Origin of the sequence: Pseudomonas sp. VI4.1 (assembly GCF_002029345.1) — a bacterium.
Taxonomy (GTDB): domain Bacteria; phylum Pseudomonadota; class Gammaproteobacteria; order Pseudomonadales; family Pseudomonadaceae; genus Aquipseudomonas.
The window spans coordinates 92503-115921 of the sequence record NZ_MULM01000181.1; the positions used below are offsets into that span (position 1 = coordinate 92503).

The window sequence follows — 23419 nt, forward strand, 5'->3', positions numbered from 1 at the left end:
GCCTTTATGCCGCCTCTTTCTTCGGCTCGCGAATCTTGTACCAGGCCACATACAGCGCCGGCAAAAACAGCAACGTCAGCAAGGTGGCGATGATGATCCCGCCAATCATCGCGTAAGCCATCGGCCCCCAGAACACTTCCCGGGCGATCGGGATCATCCCCAGGCTCGCCGCTGCCGCCGTCAGCAGAATCGGTCGACGCCGATGCTCGGTCGCTTGCAGCACCGCATCCCACGGTGCGTAGCCGTCCTTCTCGAACGACTCGATCTGGGTCACCAGGATCACCGAGTTGCGGATGATGATGCCGATCAGCGCCAGGATGCCGAGGATCGCCACGAAGCCCATGGGCGTGCCGGTCGGGATCAGCGCCAGCACCACGCCGATCAAGCCCAGCGGTGCGACGCTGGCCACCAGGAACAGCTTCTGCACGCTGTGCAACTGGATCATCAGGAAGGTCGCCATCAAGAACAGCATCAGCGGCACCACCTTGGCGATCGGCCCCTGCGCCTTGCCGCTTTCCTCGACCGTACCGCCGGTAGCGACCTTGTAGCCCGCCGGCAACGTGGCGGCGAATTTTTCGATGTCCGGTTTCAGCTGTTTCACCAGATCGGTCGGCTGGATCTCGTCACGCACCGCGGCCTTGATGGTGATGGTCGGCTTGCGGTCGCGGCGCCACACCAGCGGTTGTTCAAGCTCATAACGCACGGTGGCGAACGCCAGCAGCGGAATAGAGGTGCCGCCCGGTGAGACGATCTGCAGATTCTGCAGGGTTTCCGGCGTACCGCGTTCCGCATCGATTGCGCGACCCACGACATTGATCAGGTAGATATCGTCATCGACCTGGGTCACGGGCGCGCCGACCACGATGCTGTTCATCAGGTTGGCCACGTCTTCCGACGACAGGCCCAGTTGCCGCGCCTTGTCCTGGGCGATGTCGATGCGCAGTACTTTGCCCGGCTCGTTCCAGTCGAAAATGATTTCGCCGATGTGCGAGTTCTTATCCAGTTCGGTGGCCAGGGCGATCGCGTGCTTGCGCACCTGATCGATGTCCTTGCCACTGACCCGGTACTGAATCGGCCGCCCCACCGGCGGCCCATTTCCAGGGCCTGGACGTAGCTGCCGATGCCGACGAAGTCTTTGCGCAGCCGTTCACGCAAGCGCTGGCTCAAGGCCGTGCGCGACTCCAGGCCTTTGCTGACGATCACCAACTGCGCGTAGTACGGGTTCTGCAACTGCTGGTCCAGCGGCAGGTAGAAACGGATCGCACCTTCACCGATGTAGGTGCTCCAGCGCACGATGTCCGGATCGTCCTTGAGCGTCGCTTCGAGCTTGTCCACCGCCTTGCGGGTTTCGGCGATCGACGCGTTTTGCGGCAGGTTGAGGTCCACCAGGATTTCCGGCCTGTCGGAGGACGGGAAGAACTGGTTCTGCACAAACTGCATGGAAAACACCGATGCCGCGAACAGTGCAAGGGTGATGCCGATGGCCCACCAGCGGTTGCGCATGGCCCAGAGCATGCCGTAATTGAACGCGCGGCCGATGCGACCGGGTTCCGCGTCATGGGGTTTCACGTTGGCGCTGAGGATGTGCACGCCGATCACCGGCGCAAACAACACCGCGACCACCCATGACACCAGCATCGCCACGGCGATCACCGCAAACAGGGTGAAGGTGTACTCGCCCGCCGAACTGGCGTTCAGGCCAATAGGCACAAAGCCGGCCACTGTCACCAAGGTACCGGTGAGCATCGGGAACGCGGTCGAGGTGTAGGCGAACGTGGCCGCCTGCTCCTTGGTTTCGCCCATCTCCAGCCGGGTGACCATCATCTCCACCGTGATCATGGCGTCGTCCACCAGCAGGCCGAGGGCGATGATCAGCGCGCCGAGGGAAATCCGCTGCATGGTGATGCCGCTGTATTCCATGAAGATGAAGACCATCGCCAACACCAGCGGAATCGAGCACGCCACCACCAGCCCGGCACGTACTCCGAGGCTGACGAAACTGACGAGCAACACGATGACCACCGCCTCGAACAAGGCGCTGGTGAAGCCGCCGACCGCTTTTTCCACCACTTCCGCCTGGTCGGAAACGGTATGCACGCCAACGCCCACCGGCAGGTCGGCGGTCAGGTCATTCATGCGCTGGTGCAGGGCCTTGCCGAATTCCTGAATGTTGCCGCCTTTCTTCATGGCGATGGCCAGGCCGATGGCGGGTTGACCATTAAAGCGAAATTGCGGCGTGGCCGGGTCGACATAGCCACGGCTGATGTCAGCGATGTCGGCCAGACGATAGAAACGATCGTTGAGCCTTAAATTGACGTTGGCCAGGTCTTTCTCGGACTCGAACTGACCGGACGTGCGCACGGAGATCCGCTCCGGCCCGGCCTCGATCACACCGGCCGGGGTCACCGCGTTTTGCGATTGCAGGCTTTGCACCACCTGGCGCTGATCGATGCCCAGCGCCGCCAGTTTGCGGGTGGAGAAATTCAGATAGAGCACTTCATCCTGCTCACCGATCATCTCGACCTTGCCCAGCCCCGGCACTTCGCGGATCTGGGCACGGACCTGTTCGACGTAATCGCGCAACTGGCGCATCGACAAGCCGTCGGCAGTAAAGGCGTAGACCGAGCCGAACACATCACCGAATTCGTCGTTGAACCCCGGCCCTTGCAGGCCCTTGGGGAACTGGCCGCGAATGTCGTCGATCTTCTTGCGCACCTGGTACCAGATTTGCGGAATGTCCTTGGCACTGGTGGTGTCGCGCAGGTACACGAAGACCGTTGATTCGCCGGGCCGGGTGTAGCTTTTCACATAATCGAGCGAGTCGAGTTCCTCGAGTTTTTTCTCGATGCGGTCCGTGACCTGCTTGAGGGTTTCTTCCTGGGTCGCACCCGGCCAACGCGTCTGGATCACCATGGTCTTGATGGTGAAGGACGGGTCTTCTTCGCGACCGAGGTTCATGTACGAGAACACGCCCATCAGCAGCGCGACGAACATCAAATACCAGACGAACGACTGATGCTTGAGGGCCCATTCGGATAAATTGAAACTCCCTTTCATTGTGGGCTGTCCTCGTCGATTTTCACTTTCTGCCCCGGTTTGAGGCTGTTCACTCCCGCACTGACGACCCGCTCGCCGGACTTCACGCTGTTGGTCAGGACCACGGTGCTGTCAGTTCGGCTGACGAGGCTGACGTCCCGCGGGGAAACGGTGTGCGTCTGTGGATCGACGACCCAGATCCGCGATTTGCCATCCATCTCTTGCAGCACACTCAGCGGCAGCTCGATGCGCGGCTTGATCGCAGAGCTGAGGGTCACGCTGATGGCCGTACCGAGGCGAAAACCCGGTGGCGTGTCCGTCAGGCTCAGGCGGGCGCGACGGGTACGGGTCGCACTTTGCGCCTGGGGTTCGATTTCGCGAACGACGGCGGTGGTGGTGATGTTCGGGTCCAGTTGCGCGGCGACCTGAAACACCACGTCCGCCGGCAATTGGTCCACCAGGGTGTCGGGCAGATCGATCACGGCTTCCTTGATATCCGGCTGCGCCAGGGTCACCACTTGCTGGCCGGCGGTCACCACTTGCCCGGCTTCGGCGTTCCATGCCGTGACGATGGCTTTGTGGTCGGTGCGCAGTTGCACGTAGCCGAGTTGATCCTTGGCCTGATCGACCGCCGCCCTGGCCTGGTCGAGGGAGGCCTGAGTGGTTTTGAGGTCGGTCTGCGCAATGTCCAGCTGGGCCTGCGCACCGACCCCGCGATCGAACAGTTCCTGCTGGCGGCGGGCGTTGGCCTGGGCATTGATCAACTGCGCCTGGACGCGCGCCAGATCGCCCTGGGCCGAGCGCAGCTGGTTTTGCTGGTCCGTGGGGTCAAGCGTGGCGAGCAAGGCGCCCTTCTCGACTTCGGCGCCGACATCGACGTTGCGGCTGGCGATGCGACCCGGCACGCGGAAACCGATATTACTTTCGTAACGGGCCTGGATGCTGCCGGCGAAGCGGCCGAGATTTTCCTCATCCAGCGCCTGGACCTTGATCGACAGCACCGGGCGTACCGGCTCCGGTGGCGGTTCTTGTTTCGAACAGGCCACCAGCATTCCAGCGCAGAGCACCAGCATCAGACGCTTCATGGCTGGGCTCCCGCGCCTAGGTCCTTATAAGTGTTTTCGGCAATCTCCACCTTCACGCCGGGATGGAGCAGCTGGCCGCCTGCGATGACGACTTTTTCGCCACCCTTGAGACCCGCGCTGATGACGACATGGCCGGTGAGGTAACGGCCGACAGTGACGGTGTGCAGCTGCGCCTTGCCCTCGTCGTCCACCAGCCACACGGCGGGGTCGCTGAGGTTCTTGGTCAGTGCCGACCAAGGCAACTCCACGGCGGATTTGCCCGGCGTCTTGGCCGTGGCGCTCACGACCGAGCCGAGCTGCATACCTTGCGGCAGGCCATTGAGACTGACCTTGACCTGCACCGTACCGGTCTGCGCGGACACTGCCGGGGTGATTTCACGCACGGTGCCGGTGGTGTTGATCGCCGGGTTTTCGAGCAGGCTGACCACCACCGATTTATCCGACGGCGGTTCGGCCAACAGCGACTCGTAGACGTTGAATACCGCGTCGCGCTCACCGTCCCGGGCCAGGCTGAAAATCGGCACCGTAGCCTGCACCACTTGGCCGACTTCGGCCTGGCGAGCGGTAATCACCCCCGGCGCGTCGGCAATCAACGCGGTGTAGCTCAGTTGTTCGCGGGCATTGGCCAATTGTGCCTGGGCGGCCGCCAGGGCGCTTTGACTGCTGCGCAAGGCGGCCTGGGCGGAATCGTATTCGCTTTGGCTGGTGTAGCCCTTGGGCAGGAGTTTTTGCTGGCGCACGAACGCGGCGGCGGTCTGTTTGACCCGCGCCTGTTCGGCAACTACCTGCGCCTGGGCCGAATCGACGCTGGTTTGCAGGTCCTTGGGATCGAGCCTGGCGAGCACTTGCCTGGCCGACACCCGGTCACCGACATCGACCGTGCGCTGGATGATCTTGCCGGCGACGCGGAAGGACAGCTCAGTCTGTACCCGCGCCTGGACATCACCGGTGAGGGTCACCGAGGCCGCGTAGTCAGCCGACTTGACCTCTTGCACGAACACCCGCGGACGCTCCTTTTCGACCTGGGGCTTCTCGCCGCAGGCGGTTAGCAAAGCCAGGAAACTCAGGCCAAGCACTGTTTTCAATCCGGGACCAGCCATGCAGACTCCTTTGCGTTGTACGGGCGTGCCAGTTCGATACGACTATGAGCTTAGAGCAGGGTTCAGCCCTCGCCTACGCTGACATGCATTTCCTCCTACAAGGGTTGCATATAGGTCCTACACGTCAACTTCGCCAACACGGTTATGCTGATGCCGATTCGGGACCACAGAGAACGTCCTCCATGCTCAAAACCCTCGCGGTCGCCAACTACCGCTCGATCAATAAACTGGTGATCCCGCTGGGCCGGCTGAACCTGATCACCGGCCCCAACGGCAGTGGCAAATCCAACCTCTACCGCGCGTTGCGCCTGTTGGCCGAAACCGCCCAGGGTGGCGTGGTCAATGCCTTGGCTCGCGAGGGCGGGCTGGATTCGACCTTCTGGGCCGGCCCGGAACACATCAGCCGCCGCATGCGCAACGGCGAAGTGCCGATCGAGGCGACTGTTCGACAGGGCGTGAAACGCCTGCGCCTGGGGTTTGCCGGGGAAGACTTCAGTTATTCCATTGCACTGGGTCTGCCGGAAAAGACCCTTTCGTGTTTTTCCCTGGACCCGGAAATCAAAAAGGAATGCATCTGGTCCGGGCCTTTCTATCGCCCGGCCAGCCTGCTGGTAGATCGCGACGGCCCGATGATTCGTGCGCGTGAAGGTCTTGGCTGGGAAGTACTGGCGCAGCACACGCCGAATTTCGACAGCCTGTTCGATCAGGTCGGCAGCTTTCGCACCTCACCGGAAGTCATGCAGTTGCGTGAATTCATCCGTCGCTGGCGTTTCTACGATCACTTTCGCAGCGATGCCGACGCACCCGTGCGCCAACCGCAACTGGGCACCCGCACGCCGGTGCTGCACCACGACGGTCGCGATCTGGCGGCGGCGTTGCAGACCATTCGCGAAATCGGCGATCCGGAGGCTTTGCAGACGGCGATCAGTGACGCGTTCCCGGGGGCGCGATTGAGCATCGCGCCGTTGCAGGGCGGACGGTTTGCCATTGAGTTTTATCAGGAAGGGTTGTTGCGACCGTTATCGGCAGCCGAGTTGTCCGATGGGACGTTGCGCTACTTGCTGCTGGTCGCCGCGCTGCTGACGCCCCGGCCCCCGTCGCTGATGGTGCTGAACGAGCCGGAAACCAGTTTGCACCCGGACCTGTTGCCAGCGTTGGCGCGGCTGATTATTCGCGCATCGGAGCAGTGCCAGGTATGGGTAGTTTCCCATGCGCGGCGATTGATCTCGGCGCTGCAAGAGGATGAGGAATGCAATTGCATCGTGCTGGAGAAGACGTTGGGCCAGACCGGGATTGTAGGGCAGCGAATGCTGGATGAGCCGGCCTGGTATTGGCCGGATTGACTGATCCGACGTTACGGCTGTGCTTTATGTGGAGTGACGGCGAATGCGCTGGGCATTCTTGAAAATGCCAGGCTGCCTGTCGAGTTGTTTGTTCAAAAAATTGACTGTCCGACTAGTATTTTCAGGATACCTGAAGCCTTCAAAACCAATCGGCCCAGGTGTCGAAAATGGTGCTGATGCTTGTGGCGAGCCTGGAGTCGGAGGAGGTGCTGAAGGTAGAGGGAACTCTGGCAGTACCCCTGAAACAGGTGAAGGCATAGCCACCGGCTGTTTACGGCCTTCCACAAAACTCTTCAAGGCGGGAATGGTCCTGGGATCACGAGCGGCCCATTTAGAACCCAATCTCGATACCACCGTAAGCCCCGCCAACCCCAACGCAACAAACCCCAGGGTTTTGGCCGATTCAGAGTCGCCGGTAATTGCAGCAACGGCACTGGCAACCCCCGTTAAAGCCGAAACCATCGTCGCGACACCTGCCACGGTCGAACCCGCTGCACCGACGGTGTATTTCAACGGTAACTGCCCCGCCGCCCCCCATTGCAAGGCATCCTTGGCTAGCTTGTAGGGGATGGCCGGGGACATGACAATCCGTGCGTTCACTACACCGAAAAGGCTCGTGACGAGCCTGCCAATCTCGGCAAACCGCCCCGTCGGATCACTGAAATTCACTGGGTCCCCAAAACAATACGCATACGGATTGAGCCCCCCCATATCAAACGGACTCAATCTGTCCGGGCTATTGAAACGCATCAGCACCGGGTTGAATACCCGATGACCAATACCCAGTAAATAATGGCCAGAGACCGGATCGACCGCTTCGCCGTTGAAACCCAGAAGACTGCCACGACCACTTTCAGCCCGGCGATGACCGTAAGGCGTATAGACCTGCTGCACAGATCCCCCAGGGTCAGTGACACGCAAGACGGAACGCTGCTGATCGGTGGCCAGCAATTGACCATTGATGGCATCGCCTTCGCGCGATTGCAACGCCAGCAGCCGGGTGCCTTGCTGAAATACGGACTGGCTGGCCTGCCCTTGCAGGTCTGTTACCAGATGCTGGTGACAGTAAAACCGTTGCAAACTGGTTTGCCCGACTAACTCCAGTCCGGTCAAACGATCCAGTGCGTCATAGCGATACCGACACACAACATGGGGTGAAGTAATCATAAAAAACTCCCGGCCAAGTGCTGAGCATGCACTAAAAGCCAGCTCCCGGGCACCTATCAGAACTGCTAGGTCCCGAGGGGGCAAACCGTGCCGTCAAGCCCCTGGACCCTGCCACTTTCCACCTTCGACAATCACGCGCTCAGGCTTGGCGTCATCGCTTGATTCCTTATGCACGAAAGGCCAGGGTGGCATAGACCGTAAAAATCAAAAGATCTTCTGCATAAAAAAACGCCGACGCTATCGAAAGCCGTCGGCGTTGAAACCTTGAAGGGGTTTACCTCGCGAATCAGAACGCCGGCAGTACCGCGCCGCTGTATTTCTTCTCGATGAAAGCCTTCACTTCAGGACTGGTCAAGGCCTTGGCCAGTTTCTGGATGGCGACGCTGTCCTTGTTGTCCGGACGAGCCACCAGGAAGTTCACGTAAGGCGAATCGGCGCCTTCGATCACCAGCGCGTCTTTAGCCGGGTTCAGACCCGCTTCCAACGCGTAGTTGGTGTTGATCATGTCCAGGTCGACCTGGTCCAGAACACGCGGCAGCATGGCTGACTCCAGCTCCTTGAACTTGAAGTTGTGCGGGTTCTTGGCGATGTCTTTCGGGGTCGCCAGGGCATTTTTAGGGTCTTTCAACTCGATCAGGCCAGCCTTTTGCAGCAGGATCAGGGCACGGCCACTGTTGCTGCCTTCGTTCGGAATGGCGATGGTCGCGCCGTCTTTCAATTCAGCCAGGCTTTTGACTTTCTTCGAGTAGCCACCGAACGGTTCGACGTGCACGCCGATCACGGTTACCAGGTTAGTGCCTTTGCCTTCGTTGAAGCTGTTCAGGTACGGCAGGGTCTGGAAGTAGTTGGCGTCCAGACGCTTCTGATCGACCTGTACGTTGGGCTGAACGTAATCGGTGAAGACTTTGATTTCCAGGTCCACGCCTTCTTTGGCGAGGGTCGGCTTGATCAGCTCAAGAATCTCGGCGTGTGGCACCGGAGTCGCCGCCACCACCAGTTTCTCGCCAGCCTGGGCCAGACTCGCCGTCAGGGCAGCCGCCAGTGCGGTGAACAACAGAACCTTTTTCATGCAGTGTCCTTATCGAAAATCGCAGTCGTCGTCGACGACGGCTATTAATACAGGTGCCAGTGAAGTGCTATCGCTGGCGTGACGCGGACAATACCGGGATTTTTTATTCCCGAACAATATCTTTTATTCACTTTCATATTCCATTTTGTTCATACAGCGTCTGCTCCAGCTTCGCCCGCATTCCACTACATCAACCTGTAGGAGCTGGCTTGCCAGCGAAGGCGTCCTGCCTGACACACCGCGCCGTCTGGTTCGCGAGCAAGCTTGCTCCTACAAGAGCGCCGCATTGACCTGTAGGAGCTGGCTTGCCAGCGAAGGCGTCCTGCCTGACACACCGCGCCGTCTGGTTCGCGAGCAAGCTTGCTCCTACAAGAGCGCGGTGTCTTTCAAGAGTTGTTTCAGCGCGGCTTGCTCGCTTGCAGTGCCTTCGCGGAGGATGTGCTTCAGTTGCCGCTCGATCGACACCAGCGAGGCAGGTACTTCCGGCAAATTCAAATGCTCCGGCAAAATCTCGTCACCGGTGCTCACCAGCAGCGCAAAGTGAATGACGTTTTCCAGCTCTCGGGTATTTCCGGGCCAGCTATGCGCCTCTAATAACTGCTGCGCCGCTTCGCTGATCAGCGGCACTGGCAAGTCCAGGCGCTGGCTATAGATGCCGAGAAAGTACTCGGCCAGCGACAGGATATCGCCCACCCGTTCGCGTAATGCGGGCAGTTCGAGTTGACCTTCGCGGAGGTAGTGATAAAGCCGCTCGTGAAATTTACCGGCGGCCACCGCCTGCGCCAGATCGATGCTGGTGGCGGCCACCAGGCGCACATCCACCGGACTCGGTTGCTGGGCGCCGACGCGGGTGACTTCGTGGTTTTCCAGGGCGGCAAGCAGTTTGACCTGGATCGGCAGCGGCAGGTCGCCGATCTCGTCCAGATAGAGCGTCCCGCCATTGGCCGAACCGAACCATCCGGCGCGACTGCTGGCCGAACCGCTATAGCTGCCGGCGGCGTAGCCAAACAATTCGGCATCGGCGTACGTGGGGCTGATCGAGCCGCAATTCACCGAAACGAATAACCCCCCGCGATCACTGGCGCGATGAATGTGCCGCGCCAGCAATTCTTTGCCGCTGCCGGTTTCGCCACGGATCAATACGGAGATCGAACGCGGTGCCAGTTGTTCCAGCTCCTGGCGCAACTGTCGCGAGCGCGGATCGACGAACACCAACGCTTTGGCGCGGATGCTCAGGGGACTTTTTTCTGCATCGGGGAAGGTCAGCAGCGGCTGACCGAATGTTTCGAAACTCATGGCAGACTCCCGCCCAAAACCGCCGGGAGACGGGGGCGATTCTTAAAAAAAAAGGTCAAGCGCGGCGCAGGGCGTGGTGCTCCATGCGATTTTGCAGACGATAGAGGTAGGCAAACCCCTGCTCCCAGCGCTGATGACCGGACTTCACGTTGATGTGTCCGGCACCCGACAAAATCCCCGCCTCGGCCCCCCAGTTGCGGGCCAGCTCCAAGGCTCGCGGCGCACTCACGGCGCTGTCATTGTCCGAGCTGACAACCTGGCTCGGGAACGGCAGAAGATCGGTCGGAATGGGCGCGAAATTGCGCAAGGCAGGTGCGCAAGCCGGGCGCTCGACGTCCGCAGGCGCCACCAGCAAGGCAGCGCGAACCTGACGTAAAAACTGCACAGGCGCAGTGGCGGCCCAATGGGCAACGGTAATGCAGCCCAGGCTATGGGCGATCAGGATCACTGGCGTGCTATCCGCGGCAATCGCCTCGGCCAGCGCCGCGACCCAGTCTTCACGGCGCGGCGTCAGCCAGTCGGCCTGCTCCACCCGTGCGCTATTCGGCAAGCTGTTCTGCCAGTGGCTTTGCCAATGATCTTCTGGCGATCCTTGCCAGCCCGGCACCATCAGGTAGCGAATTGATTCGTTGCGCATGGGGGAGCTCTCCTGCTGCGTGTCTGTTCCTGGTCGAGTATAGGGAGGAGAGTTATGTTCGTTAAGGAATAAGAAGCTATTTGTTAAGACCTATAAGGAATATAAGAAGCGCAGCCTGTGCCTGCAGCTACAGGCCGCGCGCCCTGGTGGCAACAAATCAGCAGATCGGCATTCTAGGCGGGATACCCGAGCGAATCGCGCAATCGATACCAGCTGATCGCCAGTGCGGCACCGAGCTGGCGGGCGGGATACAGCGGCAGGCGCGAGACCGGGGTGACGGGAAATTCCAGTTGCGCGACCTCGCAACCACGCACCGCCTGCGCAAGCACCCGACCCAAGGAGGTCCCCATCGCCACGCCTCGACCGCAATAGCCATAGGCAGTCCATACGCCATCTGCCAGTTGATGCAGGCGCGGCAGATCATCGATGGTCATGCCGACACGACACGCCCAACCGTGTGCCCAGGCTACCCCCGCGAGATCCGGAAAGCGCTCGATGGCGGCGGCCTGAAGTTGCGCCCGTGTGGCGGGATCGAGCGTGTCGGCAGAGTGCCCACGGCCCCCGATGACAAAGCGGCCGTCGGGATCGATACGACAGTAGTAGGTGATTTTGCGCGTCTCGGAAACCCCCGCCCCGTGCGACATGATGCGCTCACGCAAGGCAGCCGGAAGAGGATCGGTCGCGATCTGCGCGCTCGACACGGTGACGTACGATTGCGCAACGGCAGGCCACAACCGATCGGTATACGCATCCGTGGCCAGGATCACCTGCTTCGCGCGAACGATGTGACCATTCACGGCCAGCTCGACACCGCCTGCAACAGGCGTGATTGCACTCACGTGCGAGTGTTCATGGATGGCTGCGCCGCAAGCCAAGCGCAGCGACCGCGAGCCCCCGGGCATAGGCCAGCGGGTGCACCGCGCCGGCACGGCGCTCGAGCAAGCCCGCCGGCCAGAATGTCGAACCGGTCGCCGCGGCCATCGCGTCGCGGTCGAGGTAGCGGGCGTCACCACCATGATTGTTGATTGCCTGCGCCCGCGCCTGGAGATAACGGGCGGATGCTTCGGAGAACGCGCCCTGGATCCAGCCCTCACGGGTCGGTGAACACTCGATCTTGTAGCGCTCGACGAGCTCGAACAGCTCATCGGCACTGTGATAGCCGAAACGCATCATGCGCGTCGCGGTCTCGGCACCAAAGCGTTTGATCAGTGCCGCCGGGGTCGGTTTGAAGCCGGGGACCACCTGGCCGCCGTTGCGGCCGGAAGCTCGGTGGGCGATTTCGGACGCCTCGAACAAGGCGACGTTGCCACCCGCTTCAGCAAGATGGAGCGCGGCGGACAATCCGGTGAAACCACCGCCGACCACTGCGACATCGACACAAAGTGGCCCGGTGATCGCGGATGTCGCGCGACGTGGAGCAGTGGTCGCCGCCCAAAGCGTGGACGTCGGGAAGTGCATATTCGCTGTCATGGAAAAGCCTATACGGTATGCGGGTACGGAGACGGCAAACGCCGCAGTGCGGCTCAACTTGCGTGCGTGACACGGCGCAGGAAATCGCGCATACGTTCGTTGCTCGGCGCAGTCAGCACCTCCCGGGACGGCCCCTGCTCGGCAATGCGTCCGCCATCGAGAAACAGCACTCGGTCGGAGACGTCGCGGGCGAAGCCCATCTCGTGGGTGACGATGATCATGGTCATCCCCTTCTCGGCCAGCCCGCGCATGACGGCCAACACCTCGCCGACCAGTTCCGGGTCAAGCGCAGAGGTGGGTTCATCGAACAGGATGGCTTCGGGTTGCATGGCCAGGGCGCGGGCGATGGCGACTCGCTGCTGTTGGCCCCCAGACAACTGGTGCGGAAAGTGGCCGACTTTTTCAGCGAGACCCACACTGGCCAGTAGCTCGCGTCCCCGTTCGGCGGCCTCACGGGGGTCCTCGCCTTTCACATGGACCGGACCCTCGATCACGTTCTCGAGCGCGGTGCGATGGGGGAAAAGATTGAATCGCTGGAATACCATGCCGACACGTTGCCGTACTTGGCGAATATCCGATCGAGCCGCGTCAACCCGCAGACCTTCGACCATTACGCTACCGGCCTCGTAACGCTCAAGACCATTGATACAGCGCAGCAGTGTCGACTTGCCCGAACCGGAAGGCCCGATCAGGCACACCACTTCGCCAGCATGGATTTCGGCATTGATGCCGCTTAGCACATGGTGCGCGCCGAATGACTTGCTCAGGTTCTCGATCTTGATCATTTCTTGGTCCCCATGCGTTTTTCAAGACGGCCGATCGCGAACATCATTGGCAGGCTCATCGCGAGGTACATCAACGCGACGAGGGTAAAGACCGTCGAACTCTTGAAGGTGGCGGCAGCGATCAGTTTGCTTTGCATCGACAGCTCGACCACGGTGATGACAGCGGTTTGGGATGAGTCCTTGAGCATCATCACCACGTTGTTGCCATAGGGCGGCAAGGCGATTCGCAACGCCTGCGGCAGCACCACTCGACGCATCAGCTTTGCGCGCGACATGCCAATCGACTGGGCGGCCTCGAACTGTCCGACATCCACGGCGTCGATGCCGGCGCGGAACACTTCTGCCATGTACGAGGAATAGGCGATGCCCAGGCCCAGGGCGCCGGCCTGAAACGCGGTCAGGCTGATGCCGATCTCGGGGATCACGAAGTACATGTAGAACAGCACCACGATGATCGGGATGCCGCGGAAAATGTTGGTGAGTACGCGGCTGGCGTGGGCCAGCGGAGCAATGCCGCTCACCCGCAGAAGGGCCCAGAACAAGCCGAGTACGGTAGCGATCACCAGTGCGGTCACGGTGATGTAGATCGTGGTCAGCGCGCCCTGCAGCAGCATGGGCAGGTAATCCACTGCATCAGTCAGGAATGAATCGAACATCTGCAACCTCCGGAGCGTGTGCACGCGCCTTCCCGGACTAAGGGGCCGCGTGCGGGTTAGGAGAAGAAACGATCAGGAGGCAACGGACCACTTCGCGAGAATCGTGCGCAAAGTGCCGTCCTGGCGAAGCTTGTCGATGGCCGCGTTGAGCTTGGCGACGGTCGCGCTATCGCCCTTCTTCACGGCCAGCGCGATGTCGGTTGCGATCACCGGCTTGTAGGTGTCGACCAGTCGCACCTTGGCGCCGACCTGGCGCACCTGGTACGCGACCACCGGGCCATCGCCGAACGCGGCGTCCAAGCGCCCGAGCGCGATGTCGCGAACCATATCGGCCATCGTGTCGTAGAGCTTCACTTCCTTGAAGCCGCCCACCGCCGTCACCGGCTCGACATATGACGTACCGACTTGCACACCGATAACCTTGCCTTTGAGGTCGGAAAAACTGAGGTAGGCCGTGGAATCCGACGCGGGGACGATCAGCCCTTCGCCGTAGCTCACGACGATGTCCGAGAAGTCGACGACCTCGGCCCGGGCCGGCGTGCGGGCGAATGCCGAGGCGATGATCTGAATCTTGCCGGTCTGCAAGGCGGGAACGAGGGATGTGAACGGAATCGGCACGATCTCGGGCGTGAAGCCGACTTCCTTACCGACGGCAGCGGCAATGTCGATCATCAAGCCCTTGAGCGTATTGCTCTGCGGGTCCAGATAGTTGAACGGCACCGCACTTGGCGTGGCGCCGACCTTCAGTACCGGAAGTTCGGCGTGGGCCGTCGACAGCAAGGCAACGGTGGAGACGACGGCGACCAACGATTTTATTGTTTTGTGCAACATGTGGAATCCCCTTGTGAGATCGCCTCTGGAAGCGCGCGGACTGTGCCGACGAAAATCGGTCAGAACGGAGTTTCAGATTTTTTACCGTATCGCATAGCGATACTCATGTATTGCATGCAGATTCGATCCTGCATCAGCAGCCCATGATCGTCAATAGTCAAAAATTGCTGGCACAAGGAGATATCCATACCCCTCGTTTTTCTCACGGGTCAGTGCCTACTGGGCTTATGGGGTTGTTTGAGCAGATTTATCAGGGAGCCGGACAGCGACTTGACGACTATGATCTATCGATATACGGTCTTCCCATATCGGAATGCAGTTTCTATAAATTGATAATCGGGCGGCTAGATCGCCAGGCCAGGGACTACCATGAACCCCGAAGATTCGACCCTGTATGTGCAATCTCTCGCCACCGGCATCGCCGTGCTGGATGCTTTCGATCCGCAGCATGCGTCGATGAGTTTGCCGGAGATCGCCGCGGCTGCCGGCATCAGCCGTAGCGCCGCGCAGCGATTCGCCTTCACGCTGGAGGCGATTGGCCTATTGATCAAGGACCCGGTCAGCAAGCGCTATTCGTTGTCGTCGCGAACCCTCGATGCGGGCTGTCACTACCTGCAGTCGCATTCGCTGCTGGATCGAGCGAATCCTTATTTGCTCGAACTGAATCGTAACGCCGGCGAGACAGTCAACCTGGCAGAGCCGGTGGGCACGGACATGATTTACATCGGCCGGTTTCCAAGTCCGGTACGCCTCCTGGTGCACATGCCGGTCGGGCGCCGGATTCCGATGTATTGCTCTTCAACCGGGCGCGCCTATCTTTCGTGTTTGCCTGAAGAGCAGGCCATCGAAATTCTGGAAAGCACCCAGCGGATTCGTTTCACGCCCAACACCGTGGTCGATCTGCAAGAACTGCTCGGGCGCCTTCAACTGGCGCGGCAGGAGGGTTATGCCTACTGCAACGAGGAGTATTACCGCGGAGATCTCGCGTTGGCCGTACCAGTGTTCGACCTCAACCATCACGTGGTGGCCAGCCTGCAGATGTCCGTGCCAGTGTCCAAGTGGTCGCTGAAGAAAGCCGTCTCGCGCTTCGTCCCGATGATGCAGGACACGGCGCGATTGATCTCGACCACGCCACCGACACAGCGGCCGCTGACCTCATTCCTCGGGCCTAATATCGAGCAGCCGGTGGCTCCGGTGGCGCCGGCAAAATCGCGCTAGGGCAGTGGGAGCCTGGAGCGGCTGCGCCAGGTGCTGGCGGGAAAAGAATAAAAAAGGGGCCGCACCCTGCCAAGGAGACGGCCCCGGAAACTCAAATTCTGTCAGCGCTGATCAACAGCGCCGGGGTGCATGATTGACTCAAATGCTTATCCAACAAAGGAATATTTAATTACTTTAATAGATCTTAATAGCATATGAAGATCAACCAGCCATGACGCCAGACGCTCACTGCCTGAACCATAACGTATCGTCCCTTTGGGTCAAATTGATGACCGGGTTTTGAGTTTTCCGATCTATCTGTCAAACCTCGGCGGCACGCACCTGATGCGGCTCGACCCCTTCCTGGCGAACGAAGCGGTTCGCCCGGGCAAACGTCCCGAAATCGTTGAACCGCACCCCCATCTCACGCATCACCTTATGCGCCACCGGCACGCTCAACTGGCGGATGTAGAACGGTTCCTTCACCACAAAGTGATGGATGCCGTGGCTGCTGCCGAAGTTGAAGCAGAACGCCTGCATCGGCCACATCCACCACGGGTTCAAAACCTGGGTCTGCTGAATCACGTTGCCGGGCTCCACGTCACCGTAGTAGTGCATGTTCGAGCTGACGAAATGCAGGCAAAAGGTGCGTAATACATTCGGGCCGATGATCACGACCGCCGCGATGTCGATCACTTGCATCACCGCCAGCGTTGTCGCCGACCATTCGATAGCAGTGCCCATGAGCGCCGCGATGCCGTTTGCCGCGTGAAAGCCGAGAAACACGTACCACGCGCTCCAATGCACCAGCGCCAGTGGCGCGTAAACCTTCAGGGTGCGCTTGATGATGTTGAATTTATGAGCCCAGGTCCTGGCCCGCAACATTCGGATGAACGCCGACATCACGTTGTCACCCACCATCAGCAGCCGCGCAAATCCCCAGGGTTCGCCGTTGGTGATCGCCCGCTCTTCCATGTCGGCTTCCGTACCGGAGACCTTATGATGATTGAGGTGCAGATGCCGACGAATCCACGGGTTGATCGTGCTCGGCCTCGCCAGCCACACCAGCGCCAACATCAGGTTGTGCGGTACACGTTGTTTACGAAAGTACATGCTATGTATCAAATCGTGTTCCAGCTCGTGGGTCAGCGAGGCAAAGAGCGCGTTGAGCAACAGGCACACCCACCAGGTCATGTGCCCGTTGATGTAGAGCGTCGCCGAACCGATCATCCCGGCCAGGGCGAAGGCCAGAATGCCCACGCCCAAGGCATCCTGATGGTTGAGAATCGGGTAGCGCCGCCGCAGTTCGACGCCCTTGGCCAGCACCACCTCACGAATATGTGCCGCGCGCTGTGCTGCATTCAGTCGCTGGGGGCTTGCAGAAGTACCGTCCATGCTTCCATCCTCTGGTTATTGATGCTCGCATCCTGCCTTGCGACCCCTCGCAAGGTGGTAGCCGTGAACGCCAACCTGTTGACCGGAAGCGCCAATCAGCATGACTGAACCGACCTCCCTCGCCAGCTGGACCCGTGCCCTGCGCAAGCAACTCGATGCGCTGGGCCTCGACAGCACCGCCCTGTGCCAGCAGGCGGGGCTCGACCCGCGACTGATGGACGACCCGAACGCCCGTTACCCGCTGTCCGGTACGACACGCCTGTGGGAAATCGCGGTGCAGGTCAGCGGCGACCCGGCGATCGGCTTGCGGGTGTCGCGCTTTGTCAGCCCGACCACGTTTCATGCGCTCGGTTATGCGCTGGTGGCCAGCGGCAGCCTGCGGGAAGTATTCGAGCGGATCGTGCGTTATCACCAGGTGGTCAGCGATGCCCTGGAACTGGAACTGAGCCGCACCGACGACCGCTACCGCTTCCGCCTGAAAATCCCGCCCGGCAATCCGGCCCCGGCTTTCGAAGCCATCGATGCTTTCGCGGCGATTTACGTACGCACCTGCCGCAATCGTCTCGGACGCGACTACGCGCCACTGGCGGTGTATCTGCGGCGTCCGGAACCCAGCGATTCACATCAATGGCACAAAGTCTTTCGCTCGCCGGTGTACTTCGCCGCCGATGAAGACCGCCTGGAGTTCGCGCTGGTGGATTTCGACAGCCACCTCGACGATGCCAACCCGGAACTGGCCGAGCATAACGAAGCGGTGCTCAAGCGCACGCTCGCGCAACTCAAGCCCCTGACTTGGGAGCGCAAGGTCCGCGACGCCATTGAAGAGCAACTGCCCGAGGGCGAGCCCAGCGCCGAACGCATCGCCCAGGCCCTGCACCTGAGCTTGCGCAGCCTGCAACGGCATCTGGCGGACGAGGGCTGTCGGTTCGATACGCTGCTCAATGAAAGTCGCGAAAACCTGGCGCTGCTGCACCTGCGTGACCCGCAGTGTTCGTTGAGTGAGATCAGCTATTTGTTGGGGTTTGCCGATACCAGCAGCTTCAGTCGCGCGTTCAAGCGCTGGACGGGGATGACGCCGGGGCAGTTTCGGGAGGGGTTGCGGTGATCAGCTTTTGACCAGGCTGCGCGCTACACCCGATTTCCACTGTTCCATCATTGCTTCACCAACCTCGGCAAAAACGCTACTTACCTTGATGTAATCGGCCATTTCCGCCATTGCCACATCTATTCCGTGGTCGACTTGCTGCAGCAGTTCATTGCACCGCCCCTCAGTCAGGTTGCAGGCCGACCGACCAAAACGCATCAGCATTTTGTATTTTGGCCATGCCTTTGACCCACCTAACAGCAACGCCATGCTGTCTGCCTTTATGTACACCGAAGTCGTGACGATGTCGTAGGCCGGAGCCAGTCTGATTTGCGCATCAGCACCACAATGTTCGTACAGCACACCGAAATTTTTGAGGTGAGCATCGCCGTTTTTCAGAGCGGACGACAAAGCGACGATTCTGAAAAACGACTCAAGGGCGTGCTTGAGTAACGGCGGGGAGACAAACTCTTTGATCTGTTTCGCGGCACCCTCGTACGAACCATCGTATTTGGCCTTCGACGGCCAGGCGTTGAGTACACAGAAATCCTCGAACCCCAGATAACCCTTGTCGTTCAGGTCGAAGCGCTGGACGATCAAAAATTTGCCGTGTTCGCTGAGTTCAAACTTCGGCACTTCGAGACCCGAATGCAGCGCGGCGCGCATGCAGAAATATTCGTTCGCAGCAAGCTCAGGGTATTCTTCTGGACGAAAGGATTTGACCAGATATGTCGCTCCTCGATGGGTCAGCCGGTCAACGGTCGTCGCACTATCCCGGATCAGCACTTTTGGTTGCACACCAGAAACGCCTTGCTGAAGCGACGGGTCAGTTCATCGCGCAGAGTGCCCTCCGGCAGATTCATTTCAAAAACTGGCGGAACACCTTGCTCCCACGTATAGCTCTCGAGGCGAGCGGGCATGGTCAACGAGACGGCGTTTTCTTCCAGCGCATCTTCGGCGTAGGCAAATACGGAATCGATGCGTGACTGACCCCGACCAAGGGTGCCTACAGGGGTGCCGGAGACAGTGATCCGCAGTCGATCCTTTTCCTGCAGCTCAACCATGGAAATTGACCTTTTACAAAGAATCCAGAGTTGGACGTTGCGACTGACGGGGGACTGCGGTGAGTTCGTAGCCAAAACCGTTCAGGATCGCCTCAACCTTGCGCAAACCGATTTCAGGGATGGTGTTGTTCTCGATACCTGAGATCGTGGAACGGCTCATTCCATACTGATTCGCCAAATCCTGTTGGGTTAATTTTCGCTCTTTTCGTAGCGACCGGATTGTCTGGCCAAGGTTTTCCATACAATCAACCTGCATTGTATACCGTGCAAAATTACACAATTCGTGAATATGCATTGTATTTAGTGCAGATCAAAGCAGATATCCAGTTCATTTTTTGACCAGGCCCGACCCAGTCAGCGCCCCCGATCCCGCCGCAACACCTTGCGCACCCGCTTCACCAACTCGCTCACCGCAAACGGCTTGAGCAGGTAATCATCTTCATGCAGTTCCAACCCGCGCAGGCGATCCTCGATTCCATCTTTGGTCGTCAGGAGCAGCACCGGCGTATCGCCGAGCTTGCGGATCTGTTGCAGCAACTGCCAGCCGTTGAGCCCCGGCAGCATCACGTCGAGGATGATCAGCTCGTACTCGCCGGACTCGATAAAACGACGGCCAGCCATCCCGGTGACGGCCACATCCACGGCATAACTCGCCTCGCTCAGGCCTTTGGCCAAAAGACTGGCGAGCTCAGGCTCGTCTTCCACTAACAGCACACGCATGGCACACCTCGATTGTCGTCATCACAGGCTAGGCGTGTTCGCGGACAAAGCCCATCAATAAAAAACGTCCTTGTCGTCTGACTGACAGCGCAAAATATGAATCTGGGGCATGATCCAGCACTCAACAGGAGGAATAACAATGAAAAGCCTCGTCGACCATCTCGGTCAATACGCTACCTACCATCGCGACCCGCGCAATATTGCCACCCACTTCGTCGGCATTCCGTTGATTGTAGTGGCGGTGGCAGTGCTGCTGTCGCGTCCGCAATGGGCCGGGGGCTGGCTGTCACCGGCGGTGTTGGTCGCGCTGGCGTCGGCGTGGTTTTACCTGCGCCTGGAACTGCGCCTCGGGGTGTTGATGAGTGTATTGCTCGGGCTGTGCATCTGGGCAGGTCAGGTGCTGGCGCAGCAAAGCACGCTGGTCTGGTTGGCGAGCGGCGTCGGGATGTTTGTGATCGGTTGGGTGATTCAGTTTGTCGGTCATCACTATGAAGGACGCAAGCCGGCGTTTGTCGATGATGTGACGGGGTTGATTGTCGGGCCGCTGTTTGTGGTGGTGGAGCTGGCGTTTTTGCTGGGGCTGCGGCGGGAGCTGAAAGAGCAGATCGAGGCGCGGGCGGGGGGTGTGCGTTTGCGCCAGGATAACGCTGCGGCGTAAATCGCTTTCGCGAGCAAGCCCGCTCCCACATTGCGGGCTCCAGTGAACACATTATTCGTGAACGCCATAGATGAATGTGGGAGCGGGCTTGCTCGCGAAGCTTTTGCTTTTGATTTAGAGATTGGCGACTTTCTGCCAGACCTTCGGCTTGAAGAACAGCGTCTCGCCCTTCGCCAACCCGACCAGGCTGTCGTGATCCTTCACCACTTCCGCTTCGATCAGATCGCTCTGGCCTTCAACCTTCAGCGTTACCCGGGTCGTCGCGCCCAATGGACGGATATCCCGCACCTCGGCGGCGTGATGGTCTTCCAGTTCATGGCGCGACAGCGACACTTCGTGAGGACGGAACAGCACGTGGTTGTCTTCGCCCAAATGCAGACGGTTCGAGTCGCCGAGGAAGTGGTAGACGAAATCGCTGGCGGGGTTTTCATAGACCTCACCCGGTGAGCCGATCTGCTCGATCACACCCTTGTTCATCACCACGATGCGGTCGGCGACTTCCATGGCTTCTTCCTGGTCGTGGGTCACAAAGACCGAGGTCAGGTTGATGTCTTCGTGCAGCCGTGCGAGCCAGCGGCGCAGCTCCTTACGGACCTTGGCGTCGAGGGCGCCAAACGGTTCGTCGAGCAGCAGCACCTTCGGCTCCACCGCCAGGGCGCGGGCCAGGGCAATCCGTTGACGCTGCCCCCCGGACAGTTGTTCCGGATAGCGATCCGCCAACCAGTCCAGTTGCACCATGTTCAGCAACTCGTGGACTTTCACCGCGATCTGGCTTTCGCTCGGGCGCTGGTTTTTCGGTTTCATGCGCAGGCCGAACGCGACGTTGTCGAACACGGTCATGTGGCGGAACAGGGCGTAGTGCTGGAACACGAAGCCGACGTTGCGATCACGCACATCATGACCGGAGACATCTTCACCGTGGAACACGATGCTGCCTTTATCCGGGGTTTCGAGACCGGCGATGATCCGCAGCAGCGTGGTCTTGCCGCAACCGGACGGACCGAGCAGCGCCACGAGCTCGCCACTTTGGATGTCCAGGCTGATGTTATCCAGCGCCTTGAACGCGTTGAAATTCTTGCTGACGTTACGCACTTCGATCGACATGACTTATTCCTCCGCGGCGCTGGCGCGCAGGCGGTTAATACGGTTTTCGCTCCACTGCTTGAGCAGCAGGATGAAGAGCGCCAGGATCAGCAACAGGCTCGCCACGGCGAACGCGGCCACGTGGTTGTATTCGTTGTAGAGGATCTCGACGTGCAGCGGCAGGGTGTTGGTCACCCCGCGAATGTGCCCGGAAACCACCGATACCGCACCGAATTCACCCATGGCCCGCGCGGTGCACAGCACCACGCCGTAGATCAGGCCCCATTTGATGTTGGGTACGGTGACATGCCAGAACATCTGCCAGCCATTGGCTCCGAGCAGGCGGGCCGCCTCTTCTTCCTGAGTGCCTTGTTCCTGCATCAGCGGAATCAACTCGCGGGCCACAAACGGCACGGTGACGAAAATCGTCGCCAGCACGATGCCCGGCAAAGCGAAGACGATCTGGATGTCGTGGTCCTGCAACCATGGCCCGAACAAGCCCTGGGCGCCGAACATCAGCACATAGACCAGGCCGGCGATCACCGGCGACACCGAGAACGGCAGGTCGATCAGGGTCACGAGGATACTTTTGCCGCGGAACGAGTACTTGCTCACGCACCACGCCGCACTGACGCCGAACACCAGGTTCAGGGGCACCGAAATCAGCACGGCGATCACCGTGAGTTTCAGGGCCGACAACGCATCCGGTTCAAAGATCGCGGTGAAGAACGCACCGATTCCGAGCTTCAGGCCCTGGGACACCACGATAACCAGCGGCAACAACAGGAACAGGCCAAAAATCAGCCAGCCCAGGCCGATCAGCAGTCGCCGCGATGAGGCGCTGCCACGGCGGGAGGCGTTCGAGGAAGCCGCAGCAATAGACGATTGGGACATGTGTGCGCCTCCTTATGGGGTTTCGATGCGCCGCTGCAGCAAGTTGATCAGCAGCAAGAGGATGAAGGAAACCACCAGCATCAGTACACCAATGGAGGTAGCGCCGGTGTAATCGTACTGGTCGAGCTTGACCATGATCAGCAGCGGGAGGATCTCGGTTTTCATCGGCATGTTGCCGGCGATGAAAATCACCGATCCATACTCGCCAACCCCGCGGGCAAAGGCCAAAGCGAAGCCGGTCAACCAGGCTGGCAGCAATGCCGGCACCAGAATATGGCGGAAGACCTGCAAGGGTTTCGCACCGAGACACGCCGCCGCTTCCTCCACTTCGCGGGGGATATCGGCCAATACTGGCTGTACTGTACGTACCACGAATGGAAGCGTTACAAAAGTCAGTGCCAGCGTGATGCCGAGGGGGGTATACGCGATCTTGAACCCCAGGTCGGCCGCGAACTGCCCCACCCAGCCGTTCGGCGCGTAGAGCGCGGTCAACGCGATACCGGCAACGGCAGTGGGCAATGCAAACGGAAGATCGATCATCGCATCGATGATTTTTCGGCCCGGGAAGGTGTAGCGCACCAGCACCCAAGCCAGCAGCGTGCCGATGATGCCGTTGATGATCGCGGCGCAGAGGGCGGTGCCGAAGCTCAGCTTCAACGCCGCCAGCACCCGCGGCGCCGAAATAATCGCCCAGAACTGATCCCAGGTGAGTTGAGCGGCATGCACGAACATCGCCGCCAGTGGAATAAGCACAATCAGGCTGAGGTACACCAAGGTGTAGCCCAGCGTCAGCCCGAAGCCGGGTATGACGGGGGAGATACGACGCGACATAAAAGTCCTTGGTTGAGA

General features: G+C 60.0%; 21 protein-coding genes and 2 pseudogenes. 4 read left to right on the forward strand and 19 right to left on the reverse strand.

What is annotated here, in order from left to right; genetic code table 11:
• Positions 1–4: 4 nt before the first annotated feature.
• The 3 genes and pseudogenes from BZ163_RS29585 to BZ163_RS29595 all read right to left on the reverse strand — a co-directional run bounded on the left by BZ163_RS29585 (position 5) and on the right by BZ163_RS29595 (position 5221).
• Positions 5–3057: pseudogene (locus BZ163_RS29585) on the reverse strand (efflux RND transporter permease subunit).
• Complete coding sequence (locus BZ163_RS29590; RefSeq protein ID WP_128873866.1) at positions 3054–4121, reverse strand: efflux RND transporter periplasmic adaptor subunit; 1068 nt, start codon at positions 4119–4121, stop codon at positions 3054–3056. Before BZ163_RS29590 ends, BZ163_RS29585 begins: the two are co-directional and overlap by 4 nt.
• Positions 4118–5221, reverse strand: a complete 1104-nt coding sequence (locus tag BZ163_RS29595; protein ID WP_128873867.1) for an efflux RND transporter periplasmic adaptor subunit — start codon at positions 5219–5221, stop codon at positions 4118–4120. Before BZ163_RS29595 ends, BZ163_RS29590 begins: the two co-directional genes overlap by 4 nt.
• Positions 5222–5403: 182 nt before the next feature.
• On the opposite strand from BZ163_RS29595, the gene BZ163_RS29600 reads away from it, so the two are divergent.
• A complete protein-coding gene (locus BZ163_RS29600; RefSeq protein WP_128873868.1) occupies positions 5404–6564 on the forward strand; it encodes an AAA family ATPase in 1161 nt (386 codons plus the stop codon).
• 24 nt (positions 6565–6588) lie between these two features.
• Here the strand turns inward: BZ163_RS29600 and BZ163_RS29605 are convergent, their stop codons facing one another.
• From BZ163_RS29605 to BZ163_RS29645, 9 genes are all read right to left on the reverse strand, one after another.
• Entirely contained in the window at positions 6589–7731 is a 1143-nt protein-coding gene (locus BZ163_RS29605) for an RHS repeat-associated core domain-containing protein (RefSeq protein WP_128873869.1), read from the reverse strand.
• A 286-nt stretch (positions 7732–8017) separates the two neighbouring features.
• A complete protein-coding gene (locus BZ163_RS29610; protein ID WP_128873870.1) occupies positions 8018–8800 on the reverse strand; it encodes a MetQ/NlpA family ABC transporter substrate-binding protein in 783 nt (260 codons plus the stop codon).
• 366 nt (positions 8801–9166) lie between these two features.
• Positions 9167–10096, reverse strand: a complete 930-nt coding sequence (locus BZ163_RS29615; protein WP_128873871.1) for a sigma 54-interacting transcriptional regulator — start codon at positions 10094–10096, stop codon at positions 9167–9169.
• Between the two features lie 55 nt (positions 10097–10151).
• Positions 10152–10733 (reverse strand): alpha/beta hydrolase, encoded by a 582-nt coding sequence (locus tag BZ163_RS29620; RefSeq protein ID WP_128873872.1) that lies wholly within the window; start codon positions 10731–10733, stop codon positions 10152–10154.
• Between the two features lie 173 nt (positions 10734–10906).
• A complete protein-coding gene (locus BZ163_RS29625) occupies positions 10907–11572 on the reverse strand; it encodes an FAD-binding oxidoreductase (RefSeq protein ID WP_168187420.1) in 666 nt (221 codons plus the stop codon).
• A gap of 10 nt (positions 11573–11582) precedes the next feature.
• Positions 11583–12203 (reverse strand): FAD-binding oxidoreductase, encoded by a 621-nt coding sequence (locus tag BZ163_RS29630; RefSeq protein WP_128873874.1) that lies wholly within the window; start codon positions 12201–12203, stop codon positions 11583–11585.
• Positions 12204–12256: 53 nt separating this feature from the next.
• Entirely contained in the window at positions 12257–12988 is a 732-nt protein-coding gene (locus tag BZ163_RS29635; RefSeq protein WP_128873875.1) for an amino acid ABC transporter ATP-binding protein, read from the reverse strand.
• A complete protein-coding gene (locus tag BZ163_RS29640) occupies positions 12985–13644 on the reverse strand; it encodes an amino acid ABC transporter permease (RefSeq protein ID WP_128873876.1) in 660 nt (219 codons plus the stop codon). Before BZ163_RS29640 ends, BZ163_RS29635 begins: the two co-directional genes overlap by 4 nt.
• Before the next feature lie 72 nt (positions 13645–13716).
• Entirely contained in the window at positions 13717–14475 is a 759-nt protein-coding gene (locus BZ163_RS29645; protein ID WP_128873877.1) for an ABC transporter substrate-binding protein, read from the reverse strand.
• Between the two features lie 369 nt (positions 14476–14844).
• Between BZ163_RS29645 and BZ163_RS29650 the strand changes: the two genes are divergently transcribed.
• Positions 14845–15693, forward strand: coding sequence for an IclR family transcriptional regulator (locus BZ163_RS29650; RefSeq protein ID WP_128873878.1), 849 nt, complete (start codon positions 14845–14847; stop codon positions 15691–15693).
• 300 nt (positions 15694–15993) lie between these two features.
• Here BZ163_RS29650 and BZ163_RS29655 read toward each other — a convergent pair whose 3' ends face one another.
• Positions 15994–17067 carry a fatty acid desaturase gene (locus BZ163_RS29655; RefSeq protein ID WP_128873879.1) on the reverse strand — a complete coding sequence of 358 codons (1074 nt, stop codon included), beginning with the start codon at positions 17065–17067 and terminating at the stop codon, positions 15994–15996.
• 100 nt (positions 17068–17167) lie between these two features.
• Between BZ163_RS29655 and BZ163_RS29660 the strand changes: the two genes are divergently transcribed.
• Positions 17168–18172 (forward strand): AraC family transcriptional regulator, encoded by a 1005-nt coding sequence (locus BZ163_RS29660; RefSeq protein WP_128873880.1) that lies wholly within the window; start codon positions 17168–17170, stop codon positions 18170–18172.
• Here BZ163_RS29660 and BZ163_RS29665 read toward each other — a convergent pair.
• The 3 genes and pseudogenes from BZ163_RS29665 to BZ163_RS29675 all read right to left on the reverse strand — a co-directional run bounded on the left by BZ163_RS29665 (position 18173) and on the right by BZ163_RS29675 (position 19935).
• Positions 18173–19215: pseudogene (locus BZ163_RS29665) on the reverse strand (type II toxin-antitoxin system HipA family toxin).
• A gap of 13 nt (positions 19216–19228) precedes the next feature.
• The gene (locus tag BZ163_RS29670) at positions 19229–19456 is read right to left on the reverse strand and encodes a helix-turn-helix domain-containing protein (protein WP_128873881.1); all 228 of its coding nucleotides are present in this window, start codon (positions 19454–19456) and stop codon (positions 19229–19231) included.
• A 113-nt stretch (positions 19457–19569) separates the two neighbouring features.
• On the reverse strand, positions 19570–19935 hold the full coding sequence (locus BZ163_RS29675) for a response regulator (protein ID WP_128873882.1): 366 nt from the start codon (positions 19933–19935) through the stop codon (positions 19570–19572).
• Positions 19936–20074: 139 nt separating this feature from the next.
• Between BZ163_RS29675 and BZ163_RS29680 the strand changes: the two genes are divergently transcribed.
• Positions 20075–20593 (forward strand): DUF962 domain-containing protein, encoded by a 519-nt coding sequence (locus BZ163_RS29680; protein ID WP_128873883.1) that lies wholly within the window; start codon positions 20075–20077, stop codon positions 20591–20593.
• Between the two features lie 114 nt (positions 20594–20707).
• Here BZ163_RS29680 and BZ163_RS29685 read toward each other — a convergent pair whose 3' ends face one another.
• The 3 genes from BZ163_RS29685 to cysT are packed head-to-tail and all read right to left on the reverse strand — an operon-like array spanning position 20708 to position 23401.
• A complete protein-coding gene (locus tag BZ163_RS29685) occupies positions 20708–21697 on the reverse strand; it encodes a sulfate/molybdate ABC transporter ATP-binding protein (protein ID WP_128873884.1) in 990 nt (329 codons plus the stop codon).
• Between the two features lie 3 nt (positions 21698–21700).
• Positions 21701–22570: a sulfate ABC transporter permease subunit CysW gene (gene cysW, locus BZ163_RS29690; protein WP_128873885.1), complete on the reverse strand. Its 870-nt coding sequence runs from the start codon at positions 22568–22570 to the stop codon at positions 21701–21703.
• Between the two features lie 12 nt (positions 22571–22582).
• Positions 22583–23401 carry a sulfate ABC transporter permease subunit CysT gene (cysT, locus tag BZ163_RS29695; protein ID WP_128873886.1) on the reverse strand — a complete coding sequence of 273 codons (819 nt, stop codon included), beginning with the start codon at positions 23399–23401 and terminating at the stop codon, positions 22583–22585.
• Positions 23402–23419 lie beyond the last annotated feature (18 nt).